This window comes from Gluconobacter sp. Dm-74 (assembly GCF_018256135.1).
GTDB lineage: Bacteria > Pseudomonadota > Alphaproteobacteria > Acetobacterales > Acetobacteraceae > Gluconobacter > Gluconobacter cadivus.
Genome location: NZ_JAERLX010000003.1, coordinates 245,204 through 258,769 on the forward strand (window position 1 = coordinate 245,204; position 13,566 = coordinate 258,769).

Here is a 13,566-nt window from a genome sequence, read left to right on the forward strand (position 1 = left end):
GCATGGATATCGCCGATGGCCTCAATCAGTCGTCCAGACGCACAGTCCGGTTGCGCTTGATGCCCGCCCGGTGGGACTTCCCGTCCAGACGGCGCTGTCTGGCGGCTTTTCCGGGGCGTGTGGCGACGCGGAACGCCGGACGGTGGGCCGCTTTCCGGATCAGTTCTGCCAGACGCTCGATGGCGTCTTCGCGGTTGCGCTGTTGTGTCCGGAAGCGACGGGCGGTGATGATGATTTCACCATTCTGCGTGGCCCGGCTCCCGGCGAGTTCGATTAGGCGGGTTCTGATCCGGTCTGGCAGGGCGGGAGATCGTGCGGCGTCGAAGCGGAGCTGTGCGGCCGTCGCCACCTTGTTGACGTTCTGACCACCGGGGCCTGACGCCAGAATGTAGGTCACTTTCAGTTCGTCGTCTTCGAGAGCAAGGCCGGGAAGAATCTGGATGGGCATCTGTTTCTTCCTTTCGGGGTTGAGAGACGAAGTGTGGGGCGCCCATAGCCTCTTTTGCGAGGAGAGACCATGTCTGGAGAGGCGCTGGGCCTGTTTTTCGCGGTTGTGAGGTTGACGCCCTTATGGGTTGTGGGGTAGCCAGCGTGCGGATGAACCGGTAGCTCAGTTGGTAGAGCATTCGACTTTTAATCGAATGGTCCTGGGTTCGAGTCCCAGCCGGTTCACCATTTTTCCCGAAAAGAGCAGATGCCCCTACATCCAACAGCGATCCGCTGGTGGTCTGTCGGGATTTTGCGGCCTATGATGTCGCAACAGGCTGATACGCAAGGAAAATGCTGATGACGCGGGTTCGGATTGGGATAGCGCTTGGACTTCTGGCGGCGCTGGCGGCGTGTGGGCCGGATTATGGCGGGCAGGGGTCTCGGCAGTTTCGGGGCGATGATTATGGCAATGTGGGCGCGGGCCGCAGCAGTTATGGCTATCAGGGCGGCCCGACCTGAGTTTTCCCCTTTTTGGGGTGGTTCAGGACAGGGCGTCCTGAACCAGTTTTTCCTGCTGGGCGGCGTGAACGCCCGGTAGTCCGGTTGCGGGAGAGGCGGCACTGTCGCGGCCTGCATAATCCGGGCGCTGTACCCGATGCTCGCAGGCGCGCAGGGCGCGTTCGATGCGACGGTCTACGAAAATCCAGGCCCCGTTATTGAGGGGTTCTTCCTGACACCACACGACCTGTTCTGCGTCCGGGTGGCGGGCGAGCTGTTCCATGAGTGCATGGTGTGGGAAGGGATAGAGCTGTTCCATGCGGATGATGGCGACGTCGTTGCGGCTCTGGCGCGCGCGTTCGGCAACCAGTTCGTAATAGACCTTGCCAGTACACAGAATGACGCGGCGTGCGCCTTCTTCCTTGGCCGGGTCCGCGATGACGGGCTGGAAACGGGTGTGCGGTCCCATTTCGTCCAGCATGGACACCGCGTCCTTGTTGCGGAGCAGGGATTTGGGCGTGAAAACGACCAGCGGCTTGCGGCAGCGTCGCGCGATCTGGCGGCGCAGGGCGTGGAAGTAGTTGGCGGGTGTGGTGATGTTGCACACGCGCATGTTGTTTTCGGCGCAGAGCTGAAGAATGCGCTCGGGGCGGGCGGAAGAATGTTCCGGGCCGCCGCCTTCATAGCCATGCGGCAGAAGCAGGGTCAGGCCGGAGGTCCGCAGCCACTTGGTTTCGCCTGAGGCAATGAACTGGTCGAGGATGATCTGCGCGCCGTTGGCGAAATCGCCGAACTGCGCTTCCCACAGAACCAGAGCTTCCGGATCACCGAGGGAATAGCCGTATTCGAAGCCGAGAACAGCATATTCCGAGAGCGGCGAATTCCAGATGTTCAGCGGGGCCTGATGGGGCGCGATATGGGTCAGGGGCGTGTCTTCGCGGCCTGTGTCCTGATCGAACAGCACGGCGTGACGCTGGCTGAACGTGCCGCGACGGCTGTCCTGACCGGACAGGCGGACAGGGTGGCCGTCCATGGACAGGGTGCCGAAAGCGAGGGCTTCCGCCGTGGCCCAGTCGAGTGGACCGCCATCGGCTACCGCCTTGCCGCGTGCGGTGATCTGGCGGGCCAGACGGGGGTGGACGGCCAGACCCTCGGGGATCGTGCCGATGGCCTCTCCGACATCCCGCAAGCGTCGGAGCGGCACGCCGGTCATGGGCTGGATGCGGTCCTGCTCATCCTGCAGGCGTGTCGGATCTTCGGGGCCGTCGAGCCAGTCCGTGCTGTTGGGTCGATAGGTTCTAGAGGTTTCGAACTGTTCTTCCAGACGGTTCTGGAAGTGGTTCCACATCTCCTCGACTTCGGCCGCGGTCATGACGCCCGTGCGGGTCAGGTGCTGGGCGTAGAGGCTGCGTGTCGTGGCGCGGGACTGGATGGCGTGGACCATCGCGGGCTGCGTGAAGGCGGGTTCGTCGGCTTCGTTATGGCCGTGACGACGATAGCAGACCACGTCCAGCACGATGTCGGACTGGAAGGTGCGGCGCCATTCATGCGCCAGAAAAGCGCAGCGGGAGACGGCTTCGGGGTCATCGCCATTGACGTGCAGAATCGGGGCCTGAACGGATTTGGCGATGTCGGTATTGTGGATGCCGGAATGGGCGTCGGACTGGACGGTAGTGAAGCCGATCTGGTTGTTGATGATGACGTGAACCGTGCCGCCCGTCCGGTAGCCTTCCAGCTTGGACAGACTGAGGGTTTCGTACACGACGCCCTGACCGGCAAAGGCGGCGTCGCCGTGGACGAGAATGCCGAGATGATGCTGGCGGTCGTAGTCCTTTTCGCGGTCCTGGTCGGCGCGGACACGGCCGAGCACGACGGGGTCCACCGCTTCCAGATGCGACGGGTTGGGCAGGAGCGAAATACGGACGGTATGGCCTGCATGTTCGAGCGTCGTGGCAGTGCCGAGATGGTATTTCACATCGCCTGAGCCCTGAATGGTGTCGGGCTTGAAGGAGGCGCCTGCGAATTCACTGAAAATGGCGGCAAACGGCTTGCGCAGGATGTTGGCCATCACGTTCAGACGGCCGCGATGGGGCATGCCGAGCGAGACAGAGCGCACGTCGTCCTGTGCGGCAGCGTCGATCAGGGTGCGCAGGGCGACGATGACGCTCTCGCCACCTTCAAGGCCGAAACGGCGCATGCCCAGGAAGCGCTTCTGGCAGAACTGCTCGAAGGCTTCGGCGCGGGTGAGGGCGAGGAGGAGGCGCTTCTGGTCCAGCGAGGGGCTGGGAACAGGGTTTTCAAGACGCTCGATCCACCACTGGCGCTGGGCGGGGTCCTGAATATGCATGAACTCGGCGGCTGTGGTGCCGCAATAGGCACGTCGCAGACGGGCGATCAGGTCCCGGTCGGCACCGGGCGGGTTCAGTTCGGGGATGTCCGGGACGTGGGCTAGGCCCAGCGGGTCCAGCTTTGCGATGGCATGTCCGCGCAGGCGATAGGCGAATTTCAGGCTTTCGGCGCTGGCGTCGGTCTGCTCTGTTGTTTCCGCGGGCAGGCGGTCAGAGCCAAGGGTTTCGAACAGGGAGGCGAAGGCCGTGTCTACGGAGGCCGGGTCATGCTGCCAGCGTGCGTGCAGCTCCGCCAGATAGACGGTGTTTTCGCCGTTGATGGCGTCCCGGTCATCGCGATGGTCGCCCATGAACTTGTTCTCCTGTCTCCCCGGCCCCTGTGACATGATGGGAACCGGGGCCTGTCTTTTGGCCGCGCACTCTTCAGAGACCGAATCCGCGTTTCATGGCGTCGATACGGCGTGCGATGGAGCGGGTGGCGACCGGGGTGTCTGTCTGGTCGAAGATATGGCAGGCGCCGGGCACGATTTCCAGTTCTACCGAAACGCCCTGATGGATCAGGCGCTGCGCGTAGGCGAGGTCTTCGTCCAGAAACAGGTCCAGCGCGCCGACGGACAGATAGGTCGGGGGCAGATCGGACAGGTCGGTGGCGCGGGCGGCCGCGGCGTAGGGTGAGACGTCAGCCGAGCCGGGCGCTACGGGATTGAGGAGGGAAGTCCACATGAAGGTGTTGCTGGCGCGGGTCCATATGAACTCGCCCCCAACTGGGGAGGCGTCGGGCTGACCCGTCGTCGTGCGGTCGTCGAGAACGGGATAGACGAGGTTCTGGAACAGGAGCGTCGGTCCCTCGCGGTCCCGGGTGAGGAGGGCCAGTCCGGCTGCGAGCCCGCCGCCCGCGCTTTCACCGGTCAGGCCGATGCGGGAGGCGTCGATTCCGAGTGTGTCGGCGTTGCGCGTGATCCAGCAGAGCGTCGTGTAGGCATCCTCGATCGCTGCCGGAAAGGGATGCTCCGGGGTCAGGCGGTAGTCCGGGGAAATGACCACGCAGTCCAGATCCTGTGCGAACTGGCAGAGCTGGGTGGCGGTGAGTTCGGGCTGGCCTGCGAAATAGCCGCCGCCATGCAGGTGCAGAAGGACCGGGCGCGGAGCCGCGGCATCCTTGCGAGGGCGAACGCTCAGGAGGCGGAGGGCGGGCGCGGTGTCCGTGGCGGGGATGGTCAGGCGCTCAAGGATGACGGGATAGTCTTCGGCTTGGAGAAAGGACTGTCCGGCGGCCTGTTCCAGTCCGCCGCGGAAGGCGGGCAGGGAGTCCGGCGAGAGATCGACGGTCGGGATCTCTTCAAGGAGCGGAAGAAGTTCGGGGAGGACGAGGGTCCGGGTGTTCATGGGCGTCACCTTGCACTGGGGAGGCAGGAAAACCATCTGTACGCCCAGTGGTCGGACGGCTTGAAGGCAAAAATCTGTTCGCCTTGCCACAAAGTTGCCGCAACTTTTAAGGCCCGAGAGTCGTCTTGTTAACCGACCGGTCCTGAGCCGGCCTTGTTGGATGGGAGTTTCGCTGATGCGTGCTCTGCTGTTGCTTGCAGTTCTGACGGGAAGTGGTCTGGCGCTGACGGATCTGTCGGCGGGAGCACAGGAGCCGCGTCGGAATGATCTTTCCGCGCACTCTGTTCTGGCGGATGATGTGGGGCAGTCGGGAGTGGATCACCGGACGTTGGAATGCCGAACGGATCCGCGTCTGCTTCATACCGTGTGGGACGGGAGGATTTCGTCCCTGCCGGGGCCACATGTCTGCACGGGCGGGGCGAACCGTCTGGGGGCAGGATATGTCCGCTATCTGGCGACGAGCCGGATGGTAAGGGCGCATAAGCCGCTGCGGGGGTAATATTCTTTCGTAAAAGGCAGGTCTCACATGTGTGGAATAGGCCTTGTCGCCGACGTGGGCCGCGTCTAGCCTTCCGCGCCATGAGCAGGATTTCTCTTGATTATGATGCGTTCGAGAGCGCACCCGTTGCGGAAAAACCGTTTCCGCATCTGGTAGTGCCGCATTTCATCGGCAACGATGACCTGAAGGCGGTTGTCTCCGATCTGCCGGAAATGAAATCCGGTGGTTCCTTTCCGCCGGAAGCCCTGAAGCTGACGCCGCGTGTTGCGGGCATGATTGCGGAATTGCAGGGGCCGAAGCTCAAGGCGCTGGTGGGGGAGAAATTCGGGCTGGATCTGGCGGATGCGCCGACCATGCTGACGGTGCGCGGGCGCACGCGGGAAAAGGACGGGCGGATCCATCGGGATTCCGAGGCCAAGCTGGTCACGATCCTGCTGTATCTCAATCCGCGCGGCGAGGACTGGGCCTCGCGCGATGGCTGTTTGCGGTTGCTGAACGGGCCGGATGATGTCGAGGATTTCGATGTTGAGGTGACACCCGCGGAAGGGACGCTTCTGGTGTTTCCGAACGGTCCGGCCACCTGGCACGGACATCGGCAGTTTGTCGGAACGCGCTATGCGATCCAGCTCAACTATATGGCGACGGGGCGCAAGGCCCGCTACGAACTGCGGCGGCACCGTCTGTCGGCGCTTTTAAAGCGTCTGCCCTTTTCGGGCTGATTTTCAGGGAACGGGAAAAGATCATGGGTTATCGGGTTGCGGTTGTTGGCGCCACGGGTGCGGTGGGGCGTGAACTGCTGCGAATTCTGGCGGAGCGGGAATTTCCGGTCGATGAGGTTGTGGCGCTGGCCTCGCCGCGTTCGGCAGGGCGCGAGATTTCCTTCGGGGACAAGACGGTCCTGAAGGTTCAGAACCTTGAGACGTTCGATTTCAAGGGCTGGGATATTGCGCTGTTCTCGCCGGGCGGTTCGGTTTCGGCTGTTTATGCGCCCAAGGCTGCGGCTGCCGGATGCGTCGTGATCGACAACACGTCCCATTTCCGTATGGAGCCGGGGATCCCGTTGATCGTGCCGGAAGTGAACGCCGCCGCCATTGGCAAGGCGAGCCGGGGCATCATCGCCAACCCGAACTGCTCTACCGCGCAGATGCTTGTGGCGCTCAAGCCGCTGCATGACCTGTTCCGCATCAAGCGTATCGTGGTCTCGACCTATCAGGCCGTTTCAGGCGCGGGCAAGGACGGGATGGACGAGCTGTTCGCCCAGACCAAGGGCACCTTCGTCAACGATCCGCCAACGGTCGCTCAGTTCACCAAGCAGATTGCCTTCAATGTCATTCCCCATATCGACCGTTTCATGGACGACGGTGCGACCAAGGAAGAATGGAAGATGGCCGTCGAAACCCGCAAGATCATGGACCCGGACATCAAGGTTCTGGCGACCTGCGTGCGCGTTCCGGTGTTCATCGGGCATTCGGAAGCCATCAGCATCGAGTGCGAAAAGCCGGTCGATCTGAAGAAGGCGCGTGAGGCACTGCGCAAGGCGCCGGGCGTGATTCTGCGGGACGAGCGCGAGGATGGTGGTTACGTCACGCCGATCGAATGTGTGGGCGAGGATGCGACGTATGTGTCCCGCCTGCGGATTGATCCGTCGGTCGAGAACGGTCTGGCGCTGTGGTGTGTGTCCGACAATCTGCGCAAGGGCGCGGCTCTCAATGCAGTTCAGATTGCGGAAAGCATTGTGGAGCAGGGGCTTTTGAAGGACGGGCAGCTTTTCCGTCGTAATGAAATTCCGGACGAAGACGAATGACAACGTCCCGCACAGAGACGGTTCTTGCGATCAATGAGGATATCGAGCGTCTGCCGCTTGATGCCCTTCTGGACCGGCTTCTGACGTCGCAGAAGGCGGCGCTGGATCGGGTTGGTGAGGCATTGCCGTCCATCGAACGCGCCGTTGAGGCGGCTGTGTCCCGGCTTCAGGCCGGGGGGCGGCTGGTCTATGCGGGGGCCGGGACGTCCGGTCGTATCGGTTTGCAGGATGGCGTGGAACTGACGCCGACTTTTGGTGTCGCGCCCGAAAAGCTGGTTCTGCTGCTGGCCGGTGGGGCCGGGGCGACGACACAGGCGGCGGAAGGCGCGGAAGACCGGGAGGATCAGGCACGGCTTGATCTGCTGGATTACCATCCGACCGAACACGACGTGGTGATCGGTGTCGCGGCCAGCGGCAACACGCCTTACACCTGTGCGGTTGTCCAGCTCGGACGGGAAGTCGGAGCCCTGACGATCGGTGTGAGTGGCAATCCGGAGTCGCGTCTGTTGCGGGAAGCGGAGTTCGGGATCTGCATTCCGACCGGAGCTGAGGTTCTGGCGGGTTCGACACGGATGGCCGCTGGAACGGCGCAGAAAGTGACGCTGAACCTGTTTTCCACCGCGTTGATGACGCGTCTGGGGCATGTCTATCGTGGGCGCATGGTGGATATGCGCATTAGCAACGACAAGCTTCAGGTGCGCGCGGAACGTATGGTCATGGAACTGGCCGGAGGAACAGCCGAAGAGGCACGAGACGCCCTGAAACGCGTGCAAGGAAACACGAAACGGGCCGTTCTGCTGCGGCACGGCGTGGCTCTGGCGGAGATCGAGCCGCTTCTGGAGCGGTGTCAGGGCAATCTGCATCTGGCGCTCGCCGGGCTGCTTTGAACGCTGCGGCCAACGCGGGCGCGACCGGGATGGTCTGGGCGCTTGGACTGATGAGCGGGACGTCTCTGGACGGGGTGGATGCCGCTCTGATCGAAACGGATGGCGTGCGCATCGGGCGCATCGGGCCCTCTTTGACACTGCCCTACAGCCCGGAACTCCGGGCCAAAACGCGGTCGCTTCTGGATCGTGCGGCGGGTCTGGCGGAGGATGATCCCGACGTTCTGGCGATCGCCCGGGATCTGACTTTGCAGCATGTGGAGGCGGTGCGTCTGTTGCGGGAGCAGGCACCGGATCTGGAGCCTGCGGTGATCGGGTTTCATGGTCAGACGATCCTGCATCAGCCGGAACTGGGTCGAAGCTGGCAGATTGGGGATGCCCGGCTCCTTCAGGAGCGGTGCAACGTTCCAGTCGTGTACGATTTTCGGGCGCGGGATCTGGAAAATGGCGGGGAAGGCGCGCCGTTGGTTCCTGTGTTTCACGCCGCTCTGCTTGGGCAGGAAAGTCGTCCTGTTGCGGTTCTCAATATTGGTGGCGTCGCCAATGTGACGGTTCTGGGAGCGCAGGATCCGGCCGGGGAGCGAGGCGTGTGGGCCTGTGATACCGGGCCGGGAAATGCGCTTCTGGACGACTGGGCGCTCCAGCATACGGGCCAACCCTGTGATTTCGGTGGCGCGCTGGCAGCCGCGGGAACGGTTTGTCAGGATGTTCTGGAAGCGCTTCTGGCGATGCCATATTTTGCGCGTCCTATGCCCAAATCACTCGACAGGCTGAGTTTCCATCCTGAAGCCATGGCGCTTGTGCGGGATTTGTCTGCGGAAGATGGTGCAGCGACTCTGGCGGCTTTTACGGTTGAATCCGTGGCCCGAACGGCGTTTCCGGTGAGGCCGGAACTGTGGTTTGTGGCGGGAGGCGGGCGTCACAATCCGGTCCTGATGGATGGACTGAACCGGCGGCTAGGGCCTGTGGCATCCGTGGACAATCTGGGATGGGACGGGGATGCTCTGGAAGCGCAATGTTTCGGCCTTCTGGCCGTGCGCTGTCTGCGCGGGCTGCCGTCCTCCTGGCCGGGGACAACCGGGGTGAGGCAGCCCTGTCTTGCAGGAAGGACTGTCTGACGGCCCTTCCGACGGTCTGATGACAATCAGACGGAGGCGAGTTCCGGCCAGCCTGTTTCCGGGCGGTCGAGATGCTTCAGCAGGTCGTGGTCCGGCGTATTGACGAGATCCTTGACCAGCGTCTTGAAGAGCTTCTTGGTGGTCGGCTTGTCGAGATGTTCGCGGATCTCGTGTGAAGCCTGCGGAGGAGCAACAAGCAGAATACCTTCGACATCGCTGCTCTGTGCGGCCTTGTTGATATGGGCGGCCAGATCGCGGGTGAAATGCACCTTGAGCTGCTCCCGCGGGTTTTCATGCGGCGCTTTGATGGACGCGACGTCCTTTTCCGCGCTGGAGCCTTTATGCAGGTCGAAGGTTTCGACGGTGCGGAGTTGTGAGCCTTCAAGGCGCAGGAAACGGGCTTTTTCGCCATCCGCAACAACGTAAATGACGGGGTCCTGTGTAGCCATGTCTGGAAATCCTTAATCAAAATCGGACGATGCGTCTGTAACCCCTCTGAGGTGGGATGGTTGCGTAAAGCTGCCAAGGTGATGCAGAGTCGTATGTGCTTAAGGTATTGAAAAAAGGAGATTATTTCATTTTTTTGAATGTTTTTTGAAGAATTTCGATTTTTTTCTTGAAATGCAGAAGAGATGTGCTCAATCTCTGAATTGAGCTTACCGGAAAATCTTTTCCAAAGGCTCAAAGGAGGCAAGTATGGCTCTGACGAATACTCTTTTGCCGTATGTTGGTCCGATGGCTGCCGCAGTTGCGGTGTGTGCCTATACTCTCCTGCAAGGGGTGCGGAAACCGGATGTTTCCTATGCGAAAGTAAGGCACCGACGATAGCGTCCCGTAAGGGACGCGTATCTCCAGACGTTTTCCCTCTTTACCTGAATGCGTGCCCGGTTCCACAGTAGAGGGCACCATGGCTTTTTTACATAAAACCCCCCGCATCACTCCTCCGCCAGAAGGCAGGACGGGTGTTCTTCTGATCAATCTGGGGACGCCTGACGATACAGGCTATTTCTCAGTCAGAAGATATCTCAGCGAATTTCTCTCTGACCGTCGCGTCATCGAGAGTCCTCCTCTGATCTGGCAGCCCATTCTTCAGGGCATCATCCTCACAAAACGTCCTTTCGCTAGCGGTGCGAATTATGCGCGGATCTGGGATCGGGACGAAAATGCTTCTCCGTTGCGTGTTTATACGCGCAGGCAGGCCGAAGGGCTTGCTGAGCGGTTGAGGGCTGATGGTGTGCCGGTGGAATGGGGGATGCGTTACGGTCGCCCTTCCGTTGCAAAAGCGCTGGAAAGCCTGATGGACCAGGGCTGTGACCGGATCGTCAGCATTGCGCTTTATCCGCAGTATTCCGCAACCACGACCGCCACGGCCAATGACCAGCTTTTCCGTGCGCTTATGCGCCTACGCCGGCAGCCAGCCGTTCTGACAGTTCCGTCCTTTCCGGATCACCCTGCTTTCATCCGTGCCCTTGAGACGTCAGTTCAGGACACGCTGGCGGAACTGTCCTTCAAGCCGCAGCAGATTGTTGCGTCGTTTCATGGCCTTCCCAAAACCTGCATCGAAAAGGGTGATACGTACCGCGACGAATGTGAGCGGACGATCGCCGGACTGCGGACGGCTCTTGGACTGAGTGAGGCGCAGATGCCTCTGACGTTCCAGTCCCGCTTTGGACCGCTTGAATGGATCCAGCCCTATACGGCGCCCTTCGTCAAAGCTCTTCCGTCACAGGGCATTACGAAGATTGCGGTCATCATGCCGGGCTTCATGACGGACTGCATTGAAACGCTGGATGAAATCGGGAACGAGCTTCGGGAAGAATTCATGGAAGCAGGGGGTGAAGAGTTTGCTCTCGTGCCCTGCCTGAACGACTCGAAAGGCGCGATTGATCTTCTGGAAGAGCTCTCGCGTTCTGCTGTGGCGGGTTTTCAGCGCCGTTGAGGCTTGCGGACTTCTGAACCTTCTGAAAACCCACCCGATGACGGGTGGGTTTTTTTGCTTGCATCGCGCGCAGCTTTTTCCTATAACTGTGGCACTGAGCCATTAAACGTTATTGATTACTGGTTCAAAAAATAATTTCAGGTCAAAAAATTTTAGAAAGGCTGCTTCCACAAGAAGCGGCCTTTTTTGTTGCGCATTTCAGAAACAAGACATGTTTTTCTGCGTGAAAATTACGGCTCAGTACAGGACTTGATCTTTTTATTCGGACGTTTCTCTAGCATCCGGGCCTGAAATAAGGGTTCGGATGCTGGCGTGCGTCTGGCTTTTCTCTTTTCAGCTACAGGAAAACTCATGAACGCTGTTTCCAGCACGCAGAGCGCAGTCCAGTCGGGTTCGCGCTGGACGATCGCTGATGCGATGAAGATCCGTACCGATGATCCGACCACAACCATGCCGGTTATCGACTATGCGTTCCCCGTCATCGATTCCGATGTGTGGCAGTGGGACACCTGGCTGCTGCGCGATATTCACGGCAAAACCGTCACCTTCAAGGGCTGGTACGTCATGTTCGCCCTCGTTGCCGATCGTGCCGCCACGGGCGATACGACCGAGGGCTGGCACAGCCGCAACAACTATTCCTATATCGGCTACTACTACAGCCGCACCGGCAATGGCGCGGACTGGAAGTTCGGTGGCCGCGTCATCAAGGAAGGTGCCAACTCCCGCAGCTGGGAATGGTCCGGTTGTGCCGTCATGCGCGAGAACAGCGCCAATACGGTCGATCTGTTCTATACTTCCGTCAACGATACGCCGTCCGAGTCTGTTCCGTCCTACACGACGGGCCGCATTCTGGCAGATGCCACCGGCGTCTGGTTCGAGGGCTTCGATGTCTGCACGGACATGTTCCAGGCAGACGGTGTGAACTACGCCAACATCGTCGAAGATGCCTACTGGGATTTCCGCGATCCGCATATTTTCCGCAATCCTGACGACAACCAGATCTATGCCCTGTTTGAAGGCAATGTTCCGGGCATGCGCGGAAACTTCACCATCGGTTCCGACGAGATGGGTCCGGTTCCGCCTGCCACGACCGTTCCGGCTGGCGCGCAGTATGGCGCTGCTGCCATCGGCATTGCCCGCCTGACATCCGACTCCACGCGGGGCGATTTCTCCAAATGGGAAATGCTGCCGGCCCTCGTTACGGCGCTTGGCGTCAATGACCAGACGGAGCGCCCCCATGTCGTCTTCCAGGATGGTCTGACCTATCTGTTCACGATCTCTCATCACTCCACCTTCACTGGCAACAGCACGGGTCCGGATGGTGTGTATGGTTTCGTGTCTCGAAACGGCATTTTCGGTCCGTATGCCCCGTTGAACGGTTCGGGCCTCGTGCTCGGCAATCCGTCTGCTGCGCCGTACGAGACCTACTCGCACTTCGTCGATCCTGCCGGTTACGTGCAGTCCTTCATCGACACCCTGCCGCAGCCCGGTTCGGCTGACCCGCAGGACCCGACGACCTATCGCATCGGTGGTACGCTGGCCCCGACCGTGAAGATCGTCCTCGAAGGTGAGCGGACCTATCTGACGGAAGTTCACGCTTACGGGCAGGTTTATGCCCAGGGCGTCTGGCCGACCTCTTCGGCCTTTGACAAGCGTTCCTGAAGCCGTTGTGCCCTCTCCCGAAAGGGGGAGGGCATTTTTTGCGTTTTCAGGGTCTGCATTTCAGACGCAGAAATGCGCTGGCCTGCGGGCCTGAAACTGTTTTAGCGATTTCTGGAAAAATTATCGGCTGGTCGGAGTGAGAGGATTCGAACCTCCGGCCCCTGCGTCCCGAACACAGTGCTCTACCAGGCTGAGCTACACTCCGGCCGACGGCGCTTCTCCTACAGGGGTTAATGCTTTCCTGCAAGAGGGTTAGGGTGAAAAATCAGAGAACGAGCGCCGTTCTGCCGATATCCCGCCATGACCACAGGACGGCGCGGGCCTGCCCCTGAAGGTTCCAGACGGGAAGCAGCCCGACGCCCCCATCCGCTACGCTGACGCGCGAGTCGGCGGAGTTGTCACGGTTGTCGCCCATAACGAACAGATGATTGGCGGGAATGGTGAAGGGCGCGACATTATCTAGCTCTCCGTCCTGCGACATTTTGAGAATGTCGTGGTGGATGTTTCCCGGCAGGGTTTCTTCATAACGTTCTGCCGCACGCCAGACGTTCTTTCGGCTTTCCTCGCGTGTTGGCCCCATGTCTTTCCATGGAAGCACCGTTCCGTTCAGGATGACCCGACCATGCACCAGGGCCACTGTGTCGCCCGGCAGGCCGATCACGCGCTTGATCCAGGTCTGATGCAGGTTGGCGGGTGCGCGGAACACGACCACGTCGCCGCGATGGGGCAGATGTCCGAACAGGCGGCTTTCCGTTTCGGAAGAAGGCTTTAAGGCATCGCCGAACGGTAGATTGGCCGTGCTGAGACCGTAGGACGGGACAATAACGCCGATCTGGTCGCCGATCCGCAGTGTCGGCTCCATGGAGGCCGAAGGCACGATGTAAGCGGCGGCGAGGGCGCTGTGAATGGTCAGGAAGCCCAGAAGAACGGGCAGGCAGGACAGGATGTCGCGGATGAACTTGCGCAGGGTCATGATGAGGGTCTCCGTGCCCGACAGAG

General features: G+C 60.8%; 13 protein-coding genes and 2 tRNA genes. 9 read left to right on the forward strand and 6 right to left on the reverse strand.

Annotated elements, in window-relative coordinates:
- Positions 1-25: 25 nt before the first annotated feature.
- Positions 26-448 (reverse strand): alternative ribosome rescue aminoacyl-tRNA hydrolase ArfB, encoded by a 423-nt coding sequence (arfB, locus tag JK208_RS06595; RefSeq protein ID WP_062031087.1) that lies wholly within the window; start codon positions 446-448, stop codon positions 26-28.
- A 151-nt stretch (positions 449-599) separates the two neighbouring features.
- Here arfB and JK208_RS06600 point away from each other — a divergent pair.
- Positions 600-675, forward strand: a tRNA-Lys gene (locus tag JK208_RS06600).
- 111 nt (positions 676-786) lie between these two features.
- Complete coding sequence (locus tag JK208_RS06605; RefSeq protein ID WP_167383417.1) at positions 787-948, forward strand: hypothetical protein; 162 nt, start codon at positions 787-789, stop codon at positions 946-948.
- Positions 949-970: 22 nt separating this feature from the next.
- Here JK208_RS06605 and JK208_RS06610 read toward each other — a convergent pair whose 3' ends face one another.
- Complete coding sequence (locus JK208_RS06610; protein ID WP_211575092.1) at positions 971-3,625, reverse strand: 2-oxoglutarate dehydrogenase E1 component; 2,655 nt, start codon at positions 3,623-3,625, stop codon at positions 971-973.
- Between the two features lie 73 nt (positions 3,626-3,698).
- Positions 3,699-4,661: an alpha/beta hydrolase gene (locus tag JK208_RS06615; RefSeq protein WP_211575093.1), complete on the reverse strand. Its 963-nt coding sequence runs from the start codon at positions 4,659-4,661 to the stop codon at positions 3,699-3,701.
- Between the two features lie 175 nt (positions 4,662-4,836).
- On the opposite strand from JK208_RS06615, the gene JK208_RS06620 reads away from it, so the two are divergent.
- The 5 genes from JK208_RS06620 to JK208_RS06640 all read left to right on the forward strand — a co-directional run bounded on the left by JK208_RS06620 (position 4,837) and on the right by JK208_RS06640 (position 8,966).
- Complete coding sequence (locus JK208_RS06620; protein ID WP_194267084.1) at positions 4,837-5,160, forward strand: hypothetical protein; 324 nt, start codon at positions 4,837-4,839, stop codon at positions 5,158-5,160.
- Between the two features lie 80 nt (positions 5,161-5,240).
- Positions 5,241-5,879 carry a 2OG-Fe(II) oxygenase gene (locus tag JK208_RS06625; protein WP_211575094.1) on the forward strand — a complete coding sequence of 213 codons (639 nt, stop codon included), beginning with the start codon at positions 5,241-5,243 and terminating at the stop codon, positions 5,877-5,879.
- Positions 5,880-5,902: 23 nt separating this feature from the next.
- Positions 5,903-6,964, forward strand: a complete 1,062-nt coding sequence (locus JK208_RS06630; RefSeq protein ID WP_211575095.1) for an aspartate-semialdehyde dehydrogenase — start codon at positions 5,903-5,905, stop codon at positions 6,962-6,964.
- Positions 6,961-7,851, forward strand: coding sequence for an N-acetylmuramic acid 6-phosphate etherase (locus tag JK208_RS06635; protein WP_211575096.1), 891 nt, complete (start codon positions 6,961-6,963; stop codon positions 7,849-7,851). The genes JK208_RS06630 and JK208_RS06635 overlap by 4 nt, the downstream gene beginning before the upstream one ends.
- Positions 7,852-7,880: 29 nt before the next feature.
- On the forward strand, positions 7,881-8,966 hold the full coding sequence (locus tag JK208_RS06640) for an anhydro-N-acetylmuramic acid kinase (RefSeq protein ID WP_211575259.1): 1,086 nt from the start codon (positions 7,881-7,883) through the stop codon (positions 8,964-8,966).
- A gap of 26 nt (positions 8,967-8,992) precedes the next feature.
- On the opposite strand, the gene JK208_RS06645 is transcribed toward JK208_RS06640, so the two are convergent.
- Positions 8,993-9,415 (reverse strand): host attachment protein, encoded by a 423-nt coding sequence (locus JK208_RS06645; RefSeq protein ID WP_211575097.1) that lies wholly within the window; start codon positions 9,413-9,415, stop codon positions 8,993-8,995.
- A 458-nt stretch (positions 9,416-9,873) separates the two neighbouring features.
- On the opposite strand from JK208_RS06645, the gene hemH reads away from it, so the two are divergent.
- Together hemH and JK208_RS06655 are read left to right on the forward strand one after the other, a co-directional pair.
- On the forward strand, positions 9,874-10,905 hold the full coding sequence (gene hemH / locus JK208_RS06650) for a ferrochelatase (protein ID WP_211575098.1): 1,032 nt from the start codon (positions 9,874-9,876) through the stop codon (positions 10,903-10,905).
- Between the two features lie 351 nt (positions 10,906-11,256).
- Positions 11,257-12,567: a glycoside hydrolase family 68 protein gene (locus JK208_RS06655; RefSeq protein ID WP_194267077.1), complete on the forward strand. Its 1,311-nt coding sequence runs from the start codon at positions 11,257-11,259 to the stop codon at positions 12,565-12,567.
- A gap of 128 nt (positions 12,568-12,695) precedes the next feature.
- Here the strand turns inward: JK208_RS06655 and JK208_RS06660 are convergent.
- A tRNA-Pro gene (locus JK208_RS06660) sits at positions 12,696-12,772 on the reverse strand.
- Positions 12,773-12,832: 60 nt separating this feature from the next.
- On the reverse strand, positions 12,833-13,540 hold the full coding sequence (lepB, locus tag JK208_RS06665; protein ID WP_211575099.1) for a signal peptidase I: 708 nt from the start codon (positions 13,538-13,540) through the stop codon (positions 12,833-12,835).
- Between the last annotated feature and the right edge of the window lie 26 nt (positions 13,541-13,566).

Bases quoted from the DNA above. Each gene is read 5' to 3' on its own strand.
- arfB (WP_062031087.1), bottom strand. From the start codon at position 448: ATGCCCATCCAGATTCTTCCCGGCCTTGCTCTCGAAGACGACGAACTG.
- JK208_RS06605 (WP_167383417.1), top strand. From the start codon at position 787: ATGACGCGGGTTCGGATTGGGATAGCGCTTGGACTTCTGGCGGCGCTG.
- JK208_RS06610 (WP_211575092.1), bottom strand. From the start codon at position 3,625: ATGGGCGACCATCGCGATGACCGGGACGCCATCAACGGCGAAAACACC.
- JK208_RS06615 (WP_211575093.1), bottom strand. From the start codon at position 4,661: ATGAACACCCGGACCCTCGTCCTCCCCGAACTTCTTCCGCTCCTTGAA.
- JK208_RS06620 (WP_194267084.1), top strand. From the start codon at position 4,837: ATGCGTGCTCTGCTGTTGCTTGCAGTTCTGACGGGAAGTGGTCTGGCG.
- JK208_RS06625 (WP_211575094.1), top strand. From the start codon at position 5,241: ATGAGCAGGATTTCTCTTGATTATGATGCGTTCGAGAGCGCACCCGTT.
- JK208_RS06630 (WP_211575095.1), top strand. From the start codon at position 5,903: ATGGGTTATCGGGTTGCGGTTGTTGGCGCCACGGGTGCGGTGGGGCGT.
- JK208_RS06635 (WP_211575096.1), top strand. From the start codon at position 6,961: ATGACAACGTCCCGCACAGAGACGGTTCTTGCGATCAATGAGGATATC.
- JK208_RS06640 (WP_211575259.1), top strand. From the start codon at position 7,881: ATGGTCTGGGCGCTTGGACTGATGAGCGGGACGTCTCTGGACGGGGTG.
- JK208_RS06645 (WP_211575097.1), bottom strand. From the start codon at position 9,415: ATGGCTACACAGGACCCCGTCATTTACGTTGTTGCGGATGGCGAAAAA.
- hemH (WP_211575098.1), top strand. From the start codon at position 9,874: ATGGCTTTTTTACATAAAACCCCCCGCATCACTCCTCCGCCAGAAGGC.
- JK208_RS06655 (WP_194267077.1), top strand. From the start codon at position 11,257: ATGAACGCTGTTTCCAGCACGCAGAGCGCAGTCCAGTCGGGTTCGCGC.
- lepB (WP_211575099.1), bottom strand. From the start codon at position 13,540: ATGACCCTGCGCAAGTTCATCCGCGACATCCTGTCCTGCCTGCCCGTT.